The organism is Dongia deserti (genome assembly GCF_003574735.1).
In the GTDB taxonomy this organism is placed as follows: Bacteria; Pseudomonadota; Alphaproteobacteria; order Dongiales; family Dongiaceae; genus Dongia_A; species Dongia_A deserti.
On the sequence record NZ_QORW01000027.1, the window covers coordinates 1 to 18,014 of the forward strand.

Genomic DNA, 18,014 nt, shown 5'->3' on the forward strand with positions numbered 1-18,014 from the left:
CCATCGAAACCACCTGGCGCGGCATCGGTCAGCTCATCGACGTCTTCACACCACAGGAATGCGCTAACTACTTCAGAAACTCAGGATACGCTCCAGAATGAAGGAATCACGCTCTAGATCAGCAGCGGCAGATCGCTGAGGTCCTGGGGTCCGAAACTCCCATCATGCCAGCGCAGCGCACGCGGCACGTCGATCAATCGCTTTAAACCAAGCCGCGGCTTGAAATGGCAGAGACCGGGGACGAAGGCGCGCACTGCCGGCACGCCGATCTCTGTTCGCCGCAAATCAAGGACATAGGCCTCTAGCCCGACGCGGCGCAGCCGTTCGCGTACGAGCTCGATCGTTTGTTCGTCGTCACAGGCGACATTGGGTGGGCGGCGCGCAACCAGCGTCTCGCCGGGCTGCAGGTGCGATAATCGGCCGACCTTCGTCAGCCAGGTCAGCAATCGGCGATCCTCCGCGCGTGCTGCGTCGCCGGCCTGCGCCACCCGCCGCTTGGCGAACGCGATGGACAGTTCCACCTGGCGCATCTCGCGATAGGCGGAGCGGACGGCGCGCACGCGGTCGGCGTGGCAACCGAAGCCAAGCGCCAGCAGGTTCCCATCTGTGTCGCTCAGGATGGCGGCGATAACCGGGATCTCCAGGTCGTGGGTCAGGTCGAGCAAGCGGAGCTGTTGGCCCATGCGCTCGCGCGCTGCCAGCGCCTGGGCGAGCAGATCGTTATCGAGCAGCGACGGCGGCACCGCAGGCCGCTGCACGCCGGCATACCACCAAATGCCGGTCGCATCGCGCTCCACCAGTTCGAGCAGCGCATGCGCCAATGCGCTGTCCCGCGTCGGGCCTGTTGCGCATCCGTTGCTGTCGCCGCGCCAGCTGTGGTCGGTGCAGTCCGCGCGCGCGCCGTAGTGTCCGAAGCAGATCTGCGATGGCAACCAACGCATGGATTGGTCCGTCAGCGCTTCGACCCCAGTCCAATCGATCTCGCCATCGAATGCGTCCGGCGCGGGGATGGCGTCATAACCTTGCCAGGAAACGTTGAGGGCACGCCATTGATCGCGCTGCGCCGATGCGAAGCCGAGCAGATCCCATGGGTTGATTGCCCGCTCAGCCAACCCCTGAAAATCGCACCGCTTGGCGCTGTCCCCTGTCCGATAGAGCCACGACTGGAATTCCGCAAACTCGCCAAGGCATGCGCGGATGGCTTCGTCGGAACGAAGTCCGGTTCCCGAGAATGCCTCGCGCGGTTCGCTGCCATGCTCCTGGATTGCAGCTGCGATCCACACCGTCTCATCTGCAGCCACGCCGACCTCGAGGTGGAGATCGAATCGTGCCAGCAGGGCCAGCAGCGCGCGATCGGCCGCCGCATGCGCGCCGCTCCAGCGCCACGCTGCTTCCGATGGCTGTGCGTTCATCGCCTGAACAAATCCGACGCGCGCCAAATCCGACAGTGTTTTCTCATCGTCGGTGCTCTGCGCATGGAAGGCTGCGTCGTGAGACCAACGACTTGCCAGCTCGCCATGCGCGGAGGAGAGAATCATGTTTCCAATCATGATTGCTGCGAGACGATGGAAGGTAGCATGACCCAAGCCGCACAAGATTGCTATGCGTTGAGGCGAACCTCATACGCAAAAGCTGACGCATCCACTTGATAGTCTCGCGGTCCAACGCCGAAGGACTCTTCGCTGCGCGCATGTATGGCACGCTCGAGTATTCGCGCGAGAGCCTTCTCGTACACTCTGGCGACGTGCATGTTGCTTCGACCTTCACACACGCTATCAGCGCTTCAAAGAGCGAAAATTGTCGACGAGCGTATTGACAAGATTGGCCTCGTATAATAGTACGCGGGCGGGGCAATTGGGTGGATAAGAGTGCCCCGCTAACCTCAGACATCTAGCAAAAGCGGAAGGAGATGCTCATGACAAGGGCAGGTACGCCTGTAACTTCGGCTGTCCAGCACAAGTCCTTCGCGGACTCAAGGATTTCGCCGCAACCGCTGCTTCGGTGCAAGTTGGCACCCCTTCCTCAAGAGATGCTTCGCTGCAGAAGCGACGTAACGATTTCGCCGCAACAGCTTTGTCGTTGCAAGGTCGCGGCAGGCATCTAACCGCCGCCAAAAAAGTATTCGTCTGCGGGGGAACGCTCAGATCCTCTGTCGTTTGAGCGTTCCTCCGTTCTAGCCATCGAAACGTAAGTCGATGTAAGGGGGGCGCGCGTCAATGGAGGATTGCGGACATAGTCCTTTACGTGCCCTCTCGCAGATCGTGAGTGAGCCATACGCAATACCATGCATGGACGATGAGCCGTTCTTCCCGAGCTACATCGTCTATGCGGCAGATGGGGCAAATGCTCATGATGTAGTTGGCGAGGGCTCTGACCAATCGCTGAGCGGATTTGGAATTGCGGCGGAGCACTCGCTTGCTGAGATGAAGGCAGCGGGAGAGTGTCTGGAAAGCATCTGCGCACTGTTCCATAGACCGTCCAGAGACAAAGGGCCGGTTTCGTCCCAATCGCAGACGCTGGAGTCATCTGATCCGCGCGCATTTCGCGACGCGTTCTTTGCATCCCTCCCGGAGCATCACGAGGTCATAGACCATCAATTCGGGCTGTTAGAGCAGTGGCCCGTGTTGAACGCACGAACCGGTGAGGTCAGCACATGTCCAGCGCAGCTGATTTCTCTGTCCGCCGACTATGCGTCGGAATGGCAACTCCTCTCAGAAAGAACGAGCGCGGGCCTGGCCGCTGGTGAAATTGGAACGCGACGCGCGACCACTGCTGCTGTACTCGAACACGTAGAGCGTGACTCTGTGGCCGCCGCGTTCTCGGACCCTGAACGCATGAAGCCATTCGCGGCATTGCCAAGCGCGATCGCTGAACTGGTCAGCTATGTCGAGGGCTTCCGACTCAAGCTGTTACTCTTCGACATCACATCTGATCTGGCCGTGCCGACGGTGTTGTGTATGGCACTCGACGAAACAGGACGAGGTCCCTTCTTGTCTGGCGGTGCGGCAGCGTGCCTGGACTTTAGCAACGCACTCGAAAAGGCGATACTCGAATCGGTCCAAGGACGCACAGTTCTGCGCCAACACGCGGCGGAATTTGCAGCCCTGAATGTCAAGTCCAGGCAATCGATCTCGTGTGGCATGGATCGTGTCGCCTACTGGTGGGATGTGGCACGGCACGCAGAACTGGACTTCTGCCTGCGAAGAGCGGAGCGGGACGGAGTGGACCCTGAGCCAGTCGCTTCCGTGCCCTCGTGCGAGTGTCTGCTGAATAACCTGTCAGTCAAAGGCTACGAGGTATGGCTTGCTGACATCACTCTACCTTCTATCCGTGAGAGGGGATTTGAAGTCGTCCGCGCTCTTGTGCCAGGCCTGCACAGATTGCACCACAGCGAGGCCAATCGGGAAAGCTACAGTCGACATTACGGGAACCTAGTGTGGGAGCAACATTGCCCACCTCATCCTATTGCGTAGGGCTTCGGTGATGAGACTTTGTAGGGATGCCATACATCGCTCCGACGGGCCGTGGGGTGCCGGCCACATTCTCGTGGGGTAGTTCCAGATGACGATCTCGATAGAGCCGGCCTGCTACACCAATCCGAAGCACAAGATTCTATTCGAGCCTGTAAGGATCGGACCGGTCGTCGCTCCTAACAGATTTTATCAGACGCCCTATGCAACGGGATTTGGCTTCCGGGATCCGAAGGCAAGCGCCAAGTTCCGAGAAGTCAGAGCTGAGGGTGGATGGGGCGTCGTCGGCACCGAGCAGACCGAAATTCATTCCTCTTCAGACATGACGCCGTACATAGAAGGCAGGCTTTGGGACGACAGCCACATCGCCGGGCTTGCGCTGAGCGTCGATGCGATCCACCGGCACGGTGCCTTGGCTGCGCTGGAACTGTCCCATGGCGGCTTGAATGTCATGAACGCGATTACTCGCGACGATGTCCTCGGCCCAAGTTGCCTGCCGCTGACACAAACATTTCCCACGCTGCCTGAACCAGGCCACTGCCGAGCGATGAGCCTGGAAGACATAAAGACCCTTCGGGAGTGGCATGCGCAGGCGGCTGTCCGCGGGCTGAAAGCAGGCTTTGACATCATATATGTCTATGCCAGCTTGGTGCTGTCGCTGCCTGCCCAGTACCTGTCACTGCGCTACAACAAGAGAACCGATCAATACGGCGGCGCGCTAGAGAATCGCGTCCGCTTACTGCGGGAACTCATTGAAGACACAATCGATGCGGTGCAAGGGAAGTGCGCGGTGGCTGTACGCATAACCCTCGATGAGCTGTTGGCGTCTCCCGTCGACGGCAAGTCCGAACTTGAAGAATTCTTTGCCATCGTCGGGGAGTTGCCTGATCTTTGGGACATCGTGGTCGGCGGCTACGGAAACGATTCTGGATCGGCACAATTTGGTGGCGGCGACATTGCGACGTCAGTCGTGAAGCGGGTGAAAGCGTTGACCACCAAGCCAGTCGTGAGTGTGGGCTGCTTTACCCAGCCGGACATCATGACGAAACTGATTCTGGAGGGCGTGGTGGACCTGATCGGTGCGGCACGTCCGTCGATTGCCGACCCATTCCTTCCGAAGAAGATCGCCAGCGGAAGAGGGAACGACGTTATCAAGTGCGTGGCATGCAATCTCTGCGTCGCAAGCGATTTCTCCAGCGCGCCGATCCGGTGTCCACAAAACCCGACGTCAGGCGAGGAGCTGAGACGTGGTTGGCATCCCGTGCATGTTGGTGCTGTATCGCGAAAGCGCTGCCTGGTAGTGGGCGCGGGCCCGGCAGGGCTGGAGTGCTCCAGGCTACTCGCCGCAGCCGGGCATGAGGTAACGATCGTTGAGCAGCAAGACTATGTTGGCGGTCGTGTGACTTTGGAGTCACTGCTGCCCGGCATGAGTCGATGGCGAGACCTCGTCTCCTGGCGACATGAAGCGTTGCTCAAGGACCCTGCCGTCAAGATTAAGACCAGTACACGTGCGGTGGCGGGGGCGTGGTTGTCGGATCGCTACGATCACATCATTCTCGCGACGGGTTCGCGATGGCGGAAAGACGGCATTGGTCAGTCCTGTCATTTTCCAGTACAGATCGACGGCGATGCCGTTCCGTTGACGCCTGACGACGTGCTGAGGCGAATCCAAGGTGGTCAAACTCACTGGCCGAAGTCCGTAACGGTTTACGACGACGAGCACTACTACGTTGGGAGCTTGGTTGCTGAGCACCTTGCCGCGATGGGATGTCACGTTACCTTCGTGACACCGGCCGCCGAGGTGGCGGTCTGGACACATAAGACGATGGAGCAGACGTACTATCAATCCAGGATGATAAGGAGTGGCATCACAATTCTACCGCACTATCGCATGGCGCACATTTCCAGGAACTGGTGCCAGCTCGAGAATGTGTTTGTCGGGTCGGTTGTTGAGGTTGCCCATGATGCGATCGTTCTAGTGACCGCACGAGAGCCGAACCGCGAACTCCATGATGCGCCGTTCATCGCCCTACCGACAGTGCGACCGACATTGGCAGGCGACGCGTCAGCCCCTGGGACGCTTGTGCATGTCACCTACGATGCCCATCGCGTTGCGAGAACCATAATTGAAGCCGACTCTTTGGTGGCGGCCTAGATGACCCGGGAACACACGATCAGTAAGCAGGCATTCGGGGTTGTGACGCTTGGCGTCCTGTGGAGTGTTCAGCCGGCTATCGTCAAATACTCTGCCATCACCAATATGTCTCCGTCCGCCTTTCTGCTTGGCGCCTCCGCCACAGTTGCCATACTGCTCTGTGCGTACAATGTCGCGACCCGCCACTCGCTCCTTTCCATCGTTACGAAGTGGCGATTTTATCAAGCTTCGGCGTTGACTGGGTTCTTCTTTCCGCTTCTCGTCCGAATCTATATTTCAGACACGGTGCCGCTCTACATTCTCACCGTTGCCGTTGCGCTGACTCCCGCATTTGTCGCTCTCATAACCCGGTTCTATCTGGGGCAAGCGCTATCCACGCTGGCGGCTTGGTCGCTTATCCTTGGTGTTTGCGGCACAATCATAAGCGTTCTTCCGGACATCGCTGACGGAGACACCGCTCTTCGCATGAAGAGTCTGGCGGTAGTGCTCATTCCATTCTCCTACGCAGTCAATCAGGTGTTCGTGTGCAGGGCATTTCCAACGGATAGCACTTCGATACAGGTGGCCGCAGGCGAGAGCGCCCACACACTTCTTATCACCGTCTGCTTTGTCATAAGCATGGTGCTTCTCGGACGCGATGAGATTGGTGATCCGTTGGATGTATCGGCCGTCTCAGGTGCTGTGCTTTTCTGGGGAATAGTCACCGCGCTGGAGACAGTCGCGTTCTTCTGGTTCTCTGCTCGGGCACACCCGATAAGTGTTTCCGTCGCGGTCTATACGTCGATCGGCTTTAGCATCTTCGGTGGCTGGCTGGTCTTCGGGGAGGAGGTAAGCGCGAGCAGCCTGTTGGGGGTAATTCTGATTGTGCTGTCTGCTACAGGGATCGCATATCAGGAAGGCCGCAAGACCAGCCGCACGGGCGTAACGTAGCGCTAGGAGAAAGCACCTGCGCTCTGTGAAGGCACGCTAGCTGAAAACGGAGGATGCCATGCCACTAATTCGAGTCGAGTTCTTGAAGGGAAGAACGCAGGAGGAGAAGAAGAAGCTCATTCGTGCACTAACCAACACGTATGCGGAAGTGATGGGGAGCGATCCGGAAAGCATCTATGTAATTATTGAGGAGAGGGAGTGGACCGACTGGGCCCTTGGCGGCGTGCCGTTCTCAGAGCGACCATGATCAGCTGCGGGCGCTGAGATCAGCGGTGCGGTTCGGGAATTGGAACAGAGCTTAGGGGCCTCGACCGGCCGATCGTTGGCTCAGTTGGTAGAGAGTTCTATGGCCACTTTCTCGCCCGACTAGGCCCATAACGGAAAAGTCCACAAGCTCACCAACATGTGTGCGGTTGCCTTCGCCCGGCCACTCGCTTCTTTTCCTCATCAAACGCGCATCGGTGGGGCTTGCCAACCAGCCATATGTACTGGGAAGAAGAGTCGTGGAGCTGGGCGACGATCCTCGGGATTCCTCTGAGTCGAGCAGGAACTGGGACGTAGTAACCGCATGTTGACGGCGCACCTGCTTGGCGGATTCAGCCTCAGCGACCCCAAGGGCCGCGATGTCTCGCCGCGCTCGCGCAAGGCACGCGGGCTGCTCGGCTATCTGCTGCTATCGGACCTAGGCAGCGAGCGGCGCGAGAAACTGGCCGGACTGCTGTGGAGTGAGAGCCCAATCGAGCAGGCTTATGATTCCCTGCGGCATTGCGTGGCAGAGCTACGGAGGGTTGGCCAGGCTGCCGGCATCGCCTTTCTCAATGCCGACCGGCAAAGCGTGCGCATCGATCGGTCGCAGATCAGATGTGACGTTGTTGACCTGAAAGCCAACCTTGCCGCCGCGCGCACCGCGGATTGCCGTCACCTGCTGTCAGCGCCCGATCTCACCTTGATGCCGGGCTTGGAGGCGGACGATCCGACCTTCGACAACTGGCTTCTGGTCGAGCGCGAACGCAATGCCGAGATCCTCGTGCGCGAGATGCTGGTACTCCTGCAGCGCCCGGGCATCGAGCCGCGCGACCGGGTTGACCTGGCCCGCGCGATCGAGCGGCTCGATCCCTATCAGGAGGATGCCGTCCGCATTCACATGGAGCAGCTGGCGGCGGAGGGCAATATCGCCGCCGCGACCGCCTATTTTGAGCGATACCGTGCACGATTGCTCCGCGAATACGAGGTCGAGCCATCGGAAGGGCTGGTAGACTTTGTCGAAGGCCTCGCCGCGCGCCGGAGCGGTGCCAGCCGCAAGCCAAAGACTGTGGAACCGGCTTCCTTGGAGCCTGCGATCGCGCCTCAGCCGGAGGCGGGACGCCACGGCGTTCCGATCATTGCGGTTCTTTCGGTGCCGAGCGCGCAGCAATCTGATCAGCTTAGGTACCTCTCAGAGGCCTTCATGCAGGAGCTTGTGTCCACCCTGTGCCGCTTCAAGGATTGGACCGTGACTGTCCCCGGCACGCCAATGGAAGAGAAGGTTCAGTCGAGTGCTGACGCTGCGCTCGCTGAATTGTCGGCCCGCGGCGTGGATTTTGCCCTCGTCGCGTCCATTGCCGCGGTCGCCGGCGCAACGGCCATCAATGTAAGGCTGGTCGAGTGCGACAGCCGTGCTGTGGTGATCTCCGATCAATACCCTGCTTCGTCGGAGAACTGGCTCGCGGCGTTGAATGACATCTGCTGCAGGATCGCGTCCCGGACCAAGATTAGCTTGGTGACCGCCCGGTTGCGACGAGTCGCGGGGCGATCGATCGAACGGCGCCAAGCTTATGACCTTTGGCTGGAAGGTCGGGTCATGGCTAACATCTGGGAGCCTGAGACCGAAGAAAAGGCGGTCGAGCTGTTCTCGCGTGCCGTGCAATTGGACGGCAATTTGGCGGACGCCTACTCATGGTGGGCCTCAGTGCTGAATTCTCGCTGGATTGTCCATCCCGGCGCGATCGCTGATGAGGGGAACCGCGAACGGGCGTACCAGCTCGCCAAGCGCGCGGTGGCGCTGGACCCGCTGAACAACCTTACGCAAGGCAATCTCGGGTGGAGCCACCTTCTCGCGCGCCGCTTTGAGTCGGCGGAATTGCACTTTCGCCTGGCGTACGAACTCAATCCCTCTAGCCCGGACAATCTGCTGGCGTGCGGACTGGCGAGCGCGTTCTGCGGTGATCATCCACGCGCCCGGGAGCTTTCGCGGCGCGCCTTCGACCTCAACCCGTTTCCGCAGCCTTATTACTATGGATATCGTGCTAGCATCGATTTTCTCGGACGCGACTTCGTGGCCTGCATCGAGGCGGTCAATCGCGTGCCCGACTTGTTCCCTGACATCCAGGGCTGGGCGGCGGTGTCGCATGCCCATCTGGGCCAGCTTTCAGCCGCGAGTTCTGCGCTCGACCGCTATCAGGAGGACATGCGCAGATGTTGGGCAGGCCCGTCGAACCCGAACGGCGAGGACCTATGTACGTGGTTTGCCACGGCCTTCCCCATTCGCCTTGAGGCCGATCGCCAGCTGATTGCAGACGGCCTCGCGATGATACGGCAGCAGGTACAGGCCCTCGCACGCCGAATGTCGTCTTAGCCGTGCTTGCAGCGGCCGAACATGTATTCCCCGAAGCGGAAGAACATGGCTTTACGCGGGAAGCGGCTATCATCGATATAGTCCGGCGTTCCCGGCCGGTATTCGAGCGGATAGACGCTGGTCTGCTCGTCGATGCGGTCCATGGCCCGATCGACGTCGTCCTTCCACGGCAGCACCATGTGCGTCACGTCACGGGTATCTTCGTGAACGATGATGGTGTGCTTCACAATCTTGCCGTTCTCTTCCCTGTCGGCCGGAATGTCGACGAACTTGCTCAGCGTCCCGATCGGGTCTTCAACCAATTGCCGCCTTGCACCGCCAATATCCTGGGCAGCCTTGATGATGAGTTCGCCCAGTTCAACCTTGTCCTTTACGCGCAGCTTTGCCATGTGCGGGCTCCTTGTCTGACGATGTTGCTTGCTGGATGTGTGCTCCAGTCTAAGCCAGTGTTTTGACGATGACCTCGGCAAGATCGGCATCGGGCATCGCCGGGACCTTCAGCAGGTGCGGCAGCTTCACGATGCCGGTGGGTTTCAGGATCCGATCGAAGTCGAGCCCCCTTTGCCCTGCAGGCGTCGCATAGGTCTGCGGAGCTTTCTTCAACGCATACAGGATCGCCGCCGCGAAAATGTGGGAGCCGAGCGGCCCGAGGTAGCGTCCGTTGCCGCCAAGCACCGCGGCTTCCTGCAGCAGATAGTAGGAGAGCGGCGTCTCCGTCAGGAATTCTGGATGCGCCTGCAGTGCGGCCGTCAGCTTCTCCGCCGGGTGCAGGTTGGAGAATGCCGGTCTTGGCAGCATGTCCTCTTGTGTCAGAATCTTCTTCGACGCAGAGCCGAACAGCTGGCGCGCGCACTCCTGCCCCGTGGGAATCTCGAACTGATAACACCGCCAGAGATCGTGGAACGAGAGCGAGCCCTCGAAGTCGGTGCGTCGGTTCTTGAGATCGCTATGAACGAAGGTCGGCGCCAGGAATGGCGAAATCCGCCGGGCGCTTTGCGGCGTAACTCGATCCTCCATCTCTCCATCGTCCATCTCGAGCAGCTGGCGCCAATCGACGACCCAGTCCGCCGGCAGCGGCAGATTGGCGCCCGGCGAACTGGAGGAGAACGACATCAGCCGGCCCAGGCCGCTGGCACCCAGACCGATATGATTGTTGATCGTGTACGCCGCGCGGACCATCGCGTGCCCGACGCGCGCAGCACCGAACACGAATTCGATCGGCAGATGGTCCTGCGATGCGATCTTTCCGGCTTTCAGATCGCCATAGACCGCAGGCAGCAGGAGAAGCTGCAGATAGTCGTGCACGACGATGCGGCGGTATGCTATCAGAACGAAGTGCCGCGCGAGCTCGAAGCTCTCCTTCTTCGACAGCGGCCGGTTCGCGTCGGCGGGATCGCCATTGTGATGCAGGTAGCGCGCAACCCTATTGTGCACGAGCATGAACTGCGCCGTGAGCTGTGCCAGGATAAGGTTGTCGTCGTTGCGCGCGTCGCGTACCAACGGCGTTATGCTTGTCCCTGCAGACCACCCCCCGGCCGCACCGGCTCTCGGAAGGTCATAGGGAAGGCCTTCGCCCTGCTCCCAATTCTCCGGTAGTGCCGCCTTGGCAGTACGCCCCAGATGGAACAGGTACTGGCCGTCATCCTCGATATCCTGCGGCCGGTTCAGATAACCCGCCTCATACGGCGCCTGATAGAGGTGAGGGCATTGCGTCGGACCGCCGCCGTAGATCGTGTCCAGGTCGAGGTTCGGCGTCATCAGATTCTGCAGCGTGACGGATGCTCCGCCCTGCCCCGAGCCGGCAATGCTCTGGGTCAGGTCGTGCACGACCAGCTGGCCGAAGTACGTATATCCCGCAGGGATGTTGTCGCGATCGTCCTTGGGCGGATCATCGACACCGCTGGATCGCGCATCCGCGATCTCGGCGATCGCATTCCTGTCCAGTGCCGCGCTGCCGCGCTTTGCCGTCGTGCCCGCAGCGAACAGGTTGCTGTAGTGCTTGACCGGGCATTGCACGTGCGTGCCTTCGCTGCCGCTCGCCGATGCTGCTGACGAGAGATTGCTGCCATGAATGTCGGAAAGATTACCGTGCCGCATGTTCCCCTCCGCGAAAAGCGATACCCGCTTGCCCAAACAGATCGGCGACGAAGGCCTATGCTACTCGTGCTTGCGGTATCCCGCTTGTGTCAAAATGCGTGTGGGTTAGGGGCGGCACATCATGTGCGCCGCCCGCTCCTGATCACCCCGTCGGAAACCAAAGGCTGGCGTGAAGAATCTCGTCAACGATGCTGTCCCTGGTGTGCGCAAGCGGCCGATCGTACGTCTTCACCGCCTTGATACGAATATCTTCCGCATGCAGTTCGGCGTATTTCGCACGCAGTGCTTCGAAGATCGCCGAAAGCCGATCTGCCCATGGCTCCGGACCGATGTTCAGGTTCGCTGGCTTCAAGCCAACGTTATACTCATCCTCCGGGATCAATGTCGGCACCAGGACGTGAAACATGGCTCGATTCACGTCGTAGTTCACCTGTATGCGGGTAGGCATCGTACTCTCCCTCAGCCGCCGCCATTCAACTCGCCTGGCGCGCCGGGGCTTTGGTCGTGGAACCCAGGACGCGGCGCTTGAATGCGTGTCGCAGCGATGGCGAAAAAATTCTCCCGACGATCAGCTGATGCGTGGTCGCCAGTGGCAGTGCCAACGTGGCAGCAATATCCTGCTGCGATGGCCGCGGCGGCAGGACCGGGTACTTCCGGCGCACCGCCTGGAATATGGACGTCAGCTGCTCCGTCCAGTCGGGTGTTGTCGCATTCCAGTCCTGCTGCGGAACCAGGGCCAGATCGTATTTCTCGGCATCGACTGGTTTGGGAGTGAGCGCGTCGTACATCGTCTGGTTGACGTCATGCGCGACGGTGATCGGGTCTGGCACCATCAAGGCTGCCCTTTCCAAAGCTGTTAAAGTCTGCATTGTGGTTCTCCCTCGGTATGAGTGGTGACGGGGGCAAGATGACCAAAAGTGCCGTGAAGCCAGCGTGAATAACCGAATCTCTGGAATCACAAGTATTTAGCTGCTCCTTTCACGCTGATGCGCGGGCTCTGCGCGTCGGTTAGATTGCAGATCGATCAACGACGAACGGAATTTCTGTGGTGCTCTCAATTGCTCGCGAATCCCCCCGCCAGGACGACGTCATCACCCTCATCCGTCAGTCGGACGCGCTGATGCAGTCGCTCTATCCGGCGGAAAGCAACCACCTCGTCGACATCGATTCCCTGGCGCAGCCGCACGTTCATCTGCTGGTGGCGCGGGAAGACGGGCGGGCGCTCGGCTGCGGTGCCTTCGTGCTTGGCACGGACGGCCAAGCGGAGATGAAGCGCGTCTTCGTGGCCCCTGTCGCGCGCGGCAAGGGCATTGCACGCGCGATCTTGGAAGCGCTCGAGCGCGCGGCCGCGCAACAGGGCGTCACGCTCATGCAGCTCGAGACCGGCATCAGGCAGCCGGAGGCGATCGCGCTCTATCGCAAGTTCGGCTACGTCGAGCGCGGCCCGTTCGGTAGCTACCAGCCCGACCCACTCAGCCTGTTCATGGAGAAGCAGTTCTGATCATTGGAACCGGCATGTGCCAAGCACTCTATCGGATCGTCTGCGACTCATCCAAAAAGCGGGCGCCGACCCCCGGCCGGCGCCCGCTGAAAGAGAGGGAGATCGCGGCTAGAGGACAGTGCCGCCCTTGCTGGTGCATTCCTCGGCCGAGGCGGTCGGAAGCCAGCCGTGGCCTTTGCAGGCGTTGAGGCCTTTGCATGAGCTGCTTGCGGTCTTGCACGCGCTCTGGCCTTTGCAGGCGTTGATGCCCGAACATTGCACTTCCGCCGACTGGGTCGGCTTGTCATAGCTGGAACAGCCCGCCACCAGTAGCAGAGCCGCCGCGGCCGCCAGGGACGCCCCCGAAGCGATACGCATATTGCTCATCGTCTCCTCCCATTGTCATGGAGTCACGGATCGCAGCAGCATCACCGTAAGGAGGGAGAGCACCCGGGGAGAAATCACCAATACGTGAGAGTGCCCCGGCGCTGTCCATCTCATGGTGCCGTGCGGCGCTGGACCTCGCGTGGCGCAGCGCATAGTCTCTACGTGCCGGGGGAGAGATCGGATGCCAGGAACCAATGCTAGGCAACGGATCAGGCGTGCAGGTTAACGTTCATCGCTCCGGCACCCACAATTGGGCGCTCATCACGCGCGCGCCCGATGCGGGGCTCCAGCCCTATGTCATCGATTACCAGGGCTATCGGGAGCTTGCGCGCGTGCCGATGCGCCGGCTTCAGCCGCCGTTCGATGGCATCCCGATGATCGTCACGTTCGGCCCGAGCATCGACATCGTCAATGGCGACCGGCCTTTGGAGCGGCGCCTCTATCGCTCCTTCCTGGCCGGGCTGCACGACGTGCACGTGTTCACCGAATATGAAGGCCGGCAGAGCGGGTTCCAGGTGAACTTCACGCTGCTCGGCGCCTATCGGTTTCTCAACATCACCATGTCCGACATCGCCAATCGCTGCCTCGATCTCGGCGATCTGCTCGGCGACGGCGAAGCGGAGCGCCTCGTGGATTCCCTGCAGGACGCTGCGGACTGGCCGACGCGCTTCGATCTCATGGACCGCTTCCTGCTGGAGCGCTTGCGGCACGGCCGGCCGATGTCGCCGGACGTCGCCTGGGCGCTGAAGAACCTGCAGGCGACCCACGGCGCGCGCTCCATCGGCGCGCTCAGCCGCGATCTCTCCTGCAGCCGCAAGACCCTGATCCAGCGTTTCCACGCCCAGATCGGCCTCAGCCCGAAGGCAGTCGCCAACATCCTGCGCTTCGCCCACGCGGTCGAGCGCATCAGGGCCGCCGACGAGGAGAGCTGGGCCGACCTTGCCATTGCTTGCGGCTATTACGACCAAGCCCATTTCAACCGCGACTTCCGCCGCTATTCTGGCCGAACCCCGCGCGAGTTCCAGGCAGCCTTGCTGCCCGACGGTGGTGGAATCGCCGGGTAAAATTCATCCAAGACCAGCCCCGGCGCTGGCTCTAGCGTGGCGGCATCGTGTCAGAGAATGGAGAGCGTCATGGCCGACCAATCGAAAACCGGCGCACCGAACATCTTTCCCTGCCTGCGCTACGAGAACGCGCCCCGGGCGATCGAATGGCTGAACAAGGCGTTCGGCTTCGAGAAGCAGTTCGTGGTGCCGGGCGAGAACAACGCGGTGGCGCACGCGCAGCTCCGCCTCGGCGCCGGCATGATCATGATGGGCTCCGGCGGCAAGCCGGACCCGAAGAACCCTTGGGCAACGGAGCACTTCGGCACCTATGTCGTCGTGCCGGACATCGACGTGCACTACACGCGCGCCAAAGCGGCCGGAGCGAAGATCGAGCGGCCGCTCGCCAATACCGAGTACGGCTCGCGCGAATATTCGGTGCGCGATTGCGATGGGCACTTGTGGAGCTTCGGCACGTACGACCCCTATGCGGAGTCATGAGCATGAAGGTCAAACGCATTGTCGCCAATATTTCGACCAAAGACGTGGCCGCAGCCAAGCACTTCTATCAGGATATCCTCGGCCTCGACATCCTGATGGATCACGGCTGGCTTGTGACCTACGGCTCGGCTGAGAAAATGACTGTGCAGGTCGGCGTCGCATCACAAGGCGGCTCGGGAACACCGGTGCCGGATCTTTCGATCGAGGTCGACGATCTGGATGCCGCGCTACAGGGTATGAAGAACGCGAAGATTCCGATCGAGTACGGCCCCGCCGAAGAACCCTGGAACGTGCGCCGCTTCTATGTGCGTGACCCGTTCGGAAAGCTCGTCAACATTCTCGTGCATCTCTAAGAGACCGTTTGAAAACGGGGTGGCGGTTTGAGGCGGTCCATGATTCAAGCTTCTGATGTGGACAGCAGCGAGTCGGGCCTGGATGGCCGCCGGTGTTGGGGGCACCTCAAGCGTCCGTTGTTAGACTAGGCGACACCTTGTGGATTGGAACGACACCTTGGAGATTGCAAACATGGCGCTCAAGCGGATGGACAACGTAGGAATCGTCGTCGAAGACCTTGGAGGGACGATTGATTTCTTTCGCGAACTCGGCCTCGAGCTCGAAGGACGGGCCACGATCGAAGGAGAATGGGCCGGACGTGTCACTGGACTGGGCGATCAGCGTGTCGAGATTGCCATGATGCGCACACCGGACGGCCACAGCCGGCTCGAGCTCTCCCGCTTCCTCACGCCGCCTGTCGTCGCAGATCACCGGAACGCTCCGGTCAACGCCCTGGGCTACCTCCGCGTCATGTTCGCCGTGGACGACATCGACGAGACGCTTGAAAGGCTCCGCACGCGCGGCGCGCAGCTCGTAGGCGAAGTAGTCCAGTATAAAGACGCGTATCGGCTCTGCTACATCCGTGGGCCTGAAGGGCTTCTCATCGGACTCGCCCAAGAACTCACCTGAGCGCAATACAAGGACAATAGCGAAGAGTAACCAATGTCAGCGAGCGCGTCCGAGGCCGACCCGCCTGTTCGAGGTCCATCCCTCCACGGTCGGCCGCGTTCTCGCTAAGCACGATTAGATCGTCAGCCCGGGCCGGGTCGCTCGGGAAAGCCGCCGTCAGCAGTCTAAAGGCGAAAATGCGCCTTAGGGTGCGCGCTGCGCTCGCTGCACTGCTTGCTCCAGCGCGTTCAGGAAATTCGTGCGGTCCCTCTGAGAGAAAGCGGGACCGCCACCTTTGATCTCGCCCATGTCGCGCAGCTGCGATGAGAGCTCGCGCATTGCCAGCGCCGCCCCGATGCTGTTGACCGTGAAAGCCCGCCCATTGTGGCCCAACGCTTGCGCGCCCGCCTTCAGGCAGCGATCCGCCAGCTGAATGTCGCCCGTGATGACGATGTCGCCAGGCGCGAGATGCTCCACGATCCAATTATCCGCCGCATCGAACGCATCGCCCACCAGCACGTTGCGGATCAGCGGATGATCGGAGGTGCGAAACCCGCGATTGCTCACCAGATGCACAATTATCCGATGCCGTTCGGCCACGCGGCGGATCTCATCCTTCACCGGGCAGGCATCGGCATCGACGTAGATTTGCGGGCCGCTCGGCATCGCTTGCTCAGCCTTCTTCTACCGTCATGGTCGTGCTTGGCACGGCCATCCACGAGTTCGTGTGCAATTGCTCAGTCATTCTGGCTAGGCTATGTCTTGATCGATGGAACGTCAAAGGCTCACGGCCAGCCAATGCGATTTGAGATCAGGCACCCACACCGCGACGAGCATGATCGCGTCCAGTCTTTAGTTTCGACGGTCGTCAATGAAACCTATGGCAGCATATGGCCGACTACGCCAATACAGGTCGGCGACGAAGACTGGGGCTCTGGTTGGGTCGCAGCCATTGCTGATGATTTGTTGGGTTGGATTTTGACAAGGGATCACTGGGTCGAGGATCTCTGGGTGTTATCGGGCTGTCGCGGGCAGGGTGTCGGATCAGCGCTCTTGACACATGGGGAAAAGGAAATCGCTGCACGCGGCGTGGCAACGGCGCATCTGTATGTCATAGCGTCGAATGCGCCGGCTATTGCGTTCTATGAGCGATGCGGATGGCAGCATCTGCGCGAGGTGCCGCATGAACTGTTGTCGATCCCAAGATTGGAAATGACAAAGACCATGACTCGGCGGAGACACTACCCCACGTAATCTGCCAGCGCCGGAAACTGCAGCGAGAACAGAGCCAGCGTGATCGGCGCCAGAGGTTCGCGGTTGGGGACGATGAGCCCGACCTTGCGCGAGACTTCGGGTTCCACCAGATCGAGCGCAACCGCGCCGGACGGCATGCCCAGCACCTGGATCAGGGTCTTGGGCACAATGCTGGAGAGCCGCCCCGAACGCACATGGGCGCAGAGATTGACGACGGAATTCGTCTCCAACTGCGGGCGCGGGCTGCAGTCCAGGGACTTGAAGATGCCGTCCATGATACGCCGGTTCTGCATGTTGGGTGTCAGCAGGCAAAGCGGCAGGTCCGCTGCCTCGCGCCAGCTTGCGCTGATGCGGCCGGCCAGCGGCCCATGCTCCGGCGTCAGCAGCACGTAGCGCTCGACATAGAGCTCGCGCGCGAGCACGCCGTGCAGCGGCTCGTTCTCGATATAGGTCATGCCGGCATCGAGCTCGAACTGATCCAGTCCCTTCTGAATCTCGATCGAGCTGGTTGACCAGACCGTCACCTTCACCTGCGGATGGCGGTCGTGCAGCGGGTCAGTCACGGCGGGCACGAGGGGCAGCGCGGAGGGAATGACGCCGAGCTTGAGATTGCCGGTCAGGGAGCGCCGCGCATTCTGGATGCCTTGCCGCAGGGAGTCCTCATCCGCCAGCATGCGCCGCGCCCACAGCAGCACCTCCTGGCCTTCCGGCGTGAAGCCGTTGAAGCGCTTGTCGCGCTCCACCAGCATGACGCCCAGCTCCTCCTCGAGCTGGCGGATGGCGGCGGACAAGGCCGGTTGCGTGATGTTGCAGGTGGCGGCGGCGCGGGCGAAATGGCGCTCCTTGGCGAGCGCGACAAGATAGGAGAGTTGCCGCAACAGCAAGGAGGTCAGGCCGACTTCTTGTCGGCGTCCTTCTGGGCGATGCGTTTCACGGCCTCCAGGGCAACGTGGGACAAGCCGGCGCCCGCCTTCTCCGCCAGATGCGTCTCGATCTCGCGCCGCATGCGCGGATCCCAGAAACTCTTCAGGTGATTGGCGGTGCCCTCGACCGCCTCGGCCTCGGGGTAGGAGGCGAAAAAGGCCGCCACCTGATTGGCCATATGCACCAGCCGCTGGGTCGTCACGGGTTTGCCCTCTTC

General features: G+C 60.9%; 20 protein-coding genes. 11 read left to right on the plus strand and 9 right to left on the minus strand.

Annotation, left to right across the window (positions count from 1 at the left end; translation table 11 throughout):
• Positions 1-113 precede the first annotated feature (113 nt).
• Positions 114-1,538, minus strand: a complete 1,425-nt coding sequence (locus DTX69_RS27325; protein WP_162917609.1) for a YcaO-like family protein — start codon at positions 1,536-1,538, stop codon at positions 114-116.
• A gap of 750 nt (positions 1,539-2,288) precedes the next feature.
• Here DTX69_RS27325 and DTX69_RS27330 point away from each other — a divergent pair.
• From DTX69_RS27330 to DTX69_RS27350, 5 genes are all read left to right on the plus strand, one after another.
• Entirely contained in the window at positions 2,289-3,473 is a 1,185-nt protein-coding gene (locus tag DTX69_RS27330; protein ID WP_162917610.1) for a YcaO-like family protein, read from the plus strand.
• An 88-nt stretch (positions 3,474-3,561) separates the two neighbouring features.
• On the plus strand, positions 3,562-5,625 hold the full coding sequence (locus tag DTX69_RS27335; RefSeq protein ID WP_119304765.1) for an oxidoreductase: 2,064 nt from the start codon (positions 3,562-3,564) through the stop codon (positions 5,623-5,625).
• Positions 5,626-6,555 carry a DMT family transporter gene (locus DTX69_RS27340; RefSeq protein WP_119304766.1) on the plus strand — a complete coding sequence of 310 codons (930 nt, stop codon included), beginning with the start codon at positions 5,626-5,628 and terminating at the stop codon, positions 6,553-6,555.
• Between the two features lie 58 nt (positions 6,556-6,613).
• Positions 6,614-6,802, plus strand: a complete 189-nt coding sequence (locus DTX69_RS27345) for a tautomerase family protein (RefSeq protein WP_119304767.1) — start codon at positions 6,614-6,616, stop codon at positions 6,800-6,802.
• A 321-nt stretch (positions 6,803-7,123) separates the two neighbouring features.
• On the plus strand, positions 7,124-9,169 hold the full coding sequence (locus DTX69_RS27350; RefSeq protein WP_119304768.1) for a BTAD domain-containing putative transcriptional regulator: 2,046 nt from the start codon (positions 7,124-7,126) through the stop codon (positions 9,167-9,169).
• Here DTX69_RS27350 and DTX69_RS27355 read toward each other — a convergent pair.
• The 4 genes from DTX69_RS27355 to DTX69_RS27370 all read right to left on the minus strand — a co-directional run bounded on the left by DTX69_RS27355 (position 9,166) and on the right by DTX69_RS27370 (position 12,135).
• Positions 9,166-9,558, minus strand: coding sequence for a hypothetical protein (locus DTX69_RS27355; RefSeq protein WP_119304769.1), 393 nt, complete (start codon positions 9,556-9,558; stop codon positions 9,166-9,168). The two genes, DTX69_RS27350 and DTX69_RS27355, sit on opposite strands and share 4 nt — an antisense overlap.
• Positions 9,559-9,607: 49 nt before the next feature.
• Positions 9,608-11,266 carry a peroxidase family protein gene (locus DTX69_RS27360; protein WP_162917611.1) on the minus strand — a complete coding sequence of 553 codons (1,659 nt, stop codon included), beginning with the start codon at positions 11,264-11,266 and terminating at the stop codon, positions 9,608-9,610.
• A 142-nt stretch (positions 11,267-11,408) separates the two neighbouring features.
• Entirely contained in the window at positions 11,409-11,714 is a 306-nt protein-coding gene (locus DTX69_RS27365; RefSeq protein ID WP_162917612.1) for a hypothetical protein, read from the minus strand.
• Between the two features lie 25 nt (positions 11,715-11,739).
• The gene (locus DTX69_RS27370; RefSeq protein WP_162917613.1) at positions 11,740-12,135 is read right to left on the minus strand and encodes a hypothetical protein; all 396 of its coding nucleotides are present in this window, start codon (positions 12,133-12,135) and stop codon (positions 11,740-11,742) included.
• 179 nt (positions 12,136-12,314) lie between these two features.
• Here DTX69_RS27370 and DTX69_RS27375 point away from each other — a divergent pair, with 179 nt between their 5' ends.
• Positions 12,315-12,767, plus strand: coding sequence for a GNAT family N-acetyltransferase (locus tag DTX69_RS27375; protein WP_119304829.1), 453 nt, complete (start codon positions 12,315-12,317; stop codon positions 12,765-12,767).
• A 108-nt stretch (positions 12,768-12,875) separates the two neighbouring features.
• Here DTX69_RS27375 and bufA2 read toward each other — a convergent pair whose 3' ends face one another.
• Positions 12,876-13,133, minus strand: a complete 258-nt coding sequence (gene bufA2 / locus DTX69_RS27380; protein ID WP_119304773.1) for a BufA2 family periplasmic bufferin-type metallophore — start codon at positions 13,131-13,133, stop codon at positions 12,876-12,878.
• 215 nt (positions 13,134-13,348) lie between these two features.
• On the opposite strand from bufA2, the gene DTX69_RS27385 reads away from it, so the two are divergent.
• The 4 genes from DTX69_RS27385 to DTX69_RS27400 all read left to right on the plus strand — a co-directional run bounded on the left by DTX69_RS27385 (position 13,349) and on the right by DTX69_RS27400 (position 15,640).
• Positions 13,349-14,197, plus strand: coding sequence for a helix-turn-helix domain-containing protein (locus DTX69_RS27385; protein ID WP_162917614.1), 849 nt, complete (start codon positions 13,349-13,351; stop codon positions 14,195-14,197).
• 69 nt (positions 14,198-14,266) lie between these two features.
• Positions 14,267-14,677, plus strand: a complete 411-nt coding sequence (locus DTX69_RS27390; RefSeq protein ID WP_119304830.1) for a VOC family protein — start codon at positions 14,267-14,269, stop codon at positions 14,675-14,677.
• Between the two features lie 2 nt (positions 14,678-14,679).
• On the plus strand, positions 14,680-15,030 hold the full coding sequence (locus tag DTX69_RS27395) for a VOC family protein (protein ID WP_119304775.1): 351 nt from the start codon (positions 14,680-14,682) through the stop codon (positions 15,028-15,030).
• A gap of 172 nt (positions 15,031-15,202) precedes the next feature.
• A complete protein-coding gene (locus tag DTX69_RS27400; RefSeq protein ID WP_119304776.1) occupies positions 15,203-15,640 on the plus strand; it encodes a VOC family protein in 438 nt (145 codons plus the stop codon).
• 183 nt (positions 15,641-15,823) lie between these two features.
• On the opposite strand, the gene DTX69_RS27405 is transcribed toward DTX69_RS27400, so the two are convergent.
• Positions 15,824-16,285 (minus strand): YaiI/YqxD family protein, encoded by a 462-nt coding sequence (locus DTX69_RS27405; protein ID WP_119304777.1) that lies wholly within the window; start codon positions 16,283-16,285, stop codon positions 15,824-15,826.
• 132 nt (positions 16,286-16,417) lie between these two features.
• Between DTX69_RS27405 and DTX69_RS30425 the strand changes: the two genes are divergently transcribed.
• The gene (locus DTX69_RS30425; RefSeq protein ID WP_162917615.1) at positions 16,418-16,873 is read left to right on the plus strand and encodes a GNAT family N-acetyltransferase; all 456 of its coding nucleotides are present in this window, start codon (positions 16,418-16,420) and stop codon (positions 16,871-16,873) included.
• Here DTX69_RS30425 and DTX69_RS27415 read toward each other — a convergent pair.
• Entirely contained in the window at positions 16,861-17,757 is an 897-nt protein-coding gene (locus DTX69_RS27415) for a LysR family transcriptional regulator (RefSeq protein ID WP_119304779.1), read from the minus strand. The two genes, DTX69_RS30425 and DTX69_RS27415, sit on opposite strands and share 13 nt — an antisense overlap.
• Positions 17,758-17,762: 5 nt before the next feature.
• Positions 17,763-17,999: a formate dehydrogenase subunit delta gene (locus DTX69_RS27420; protein WP_284736111.1), complete on the minus strand. Its 237-nt coding sequence runs from the start codon at positions 17,997-17,999 to the stop codon at positions 17,763-17,765.
• Positions 18,000-18,014 lie beyond the last annotated feature (15 nt).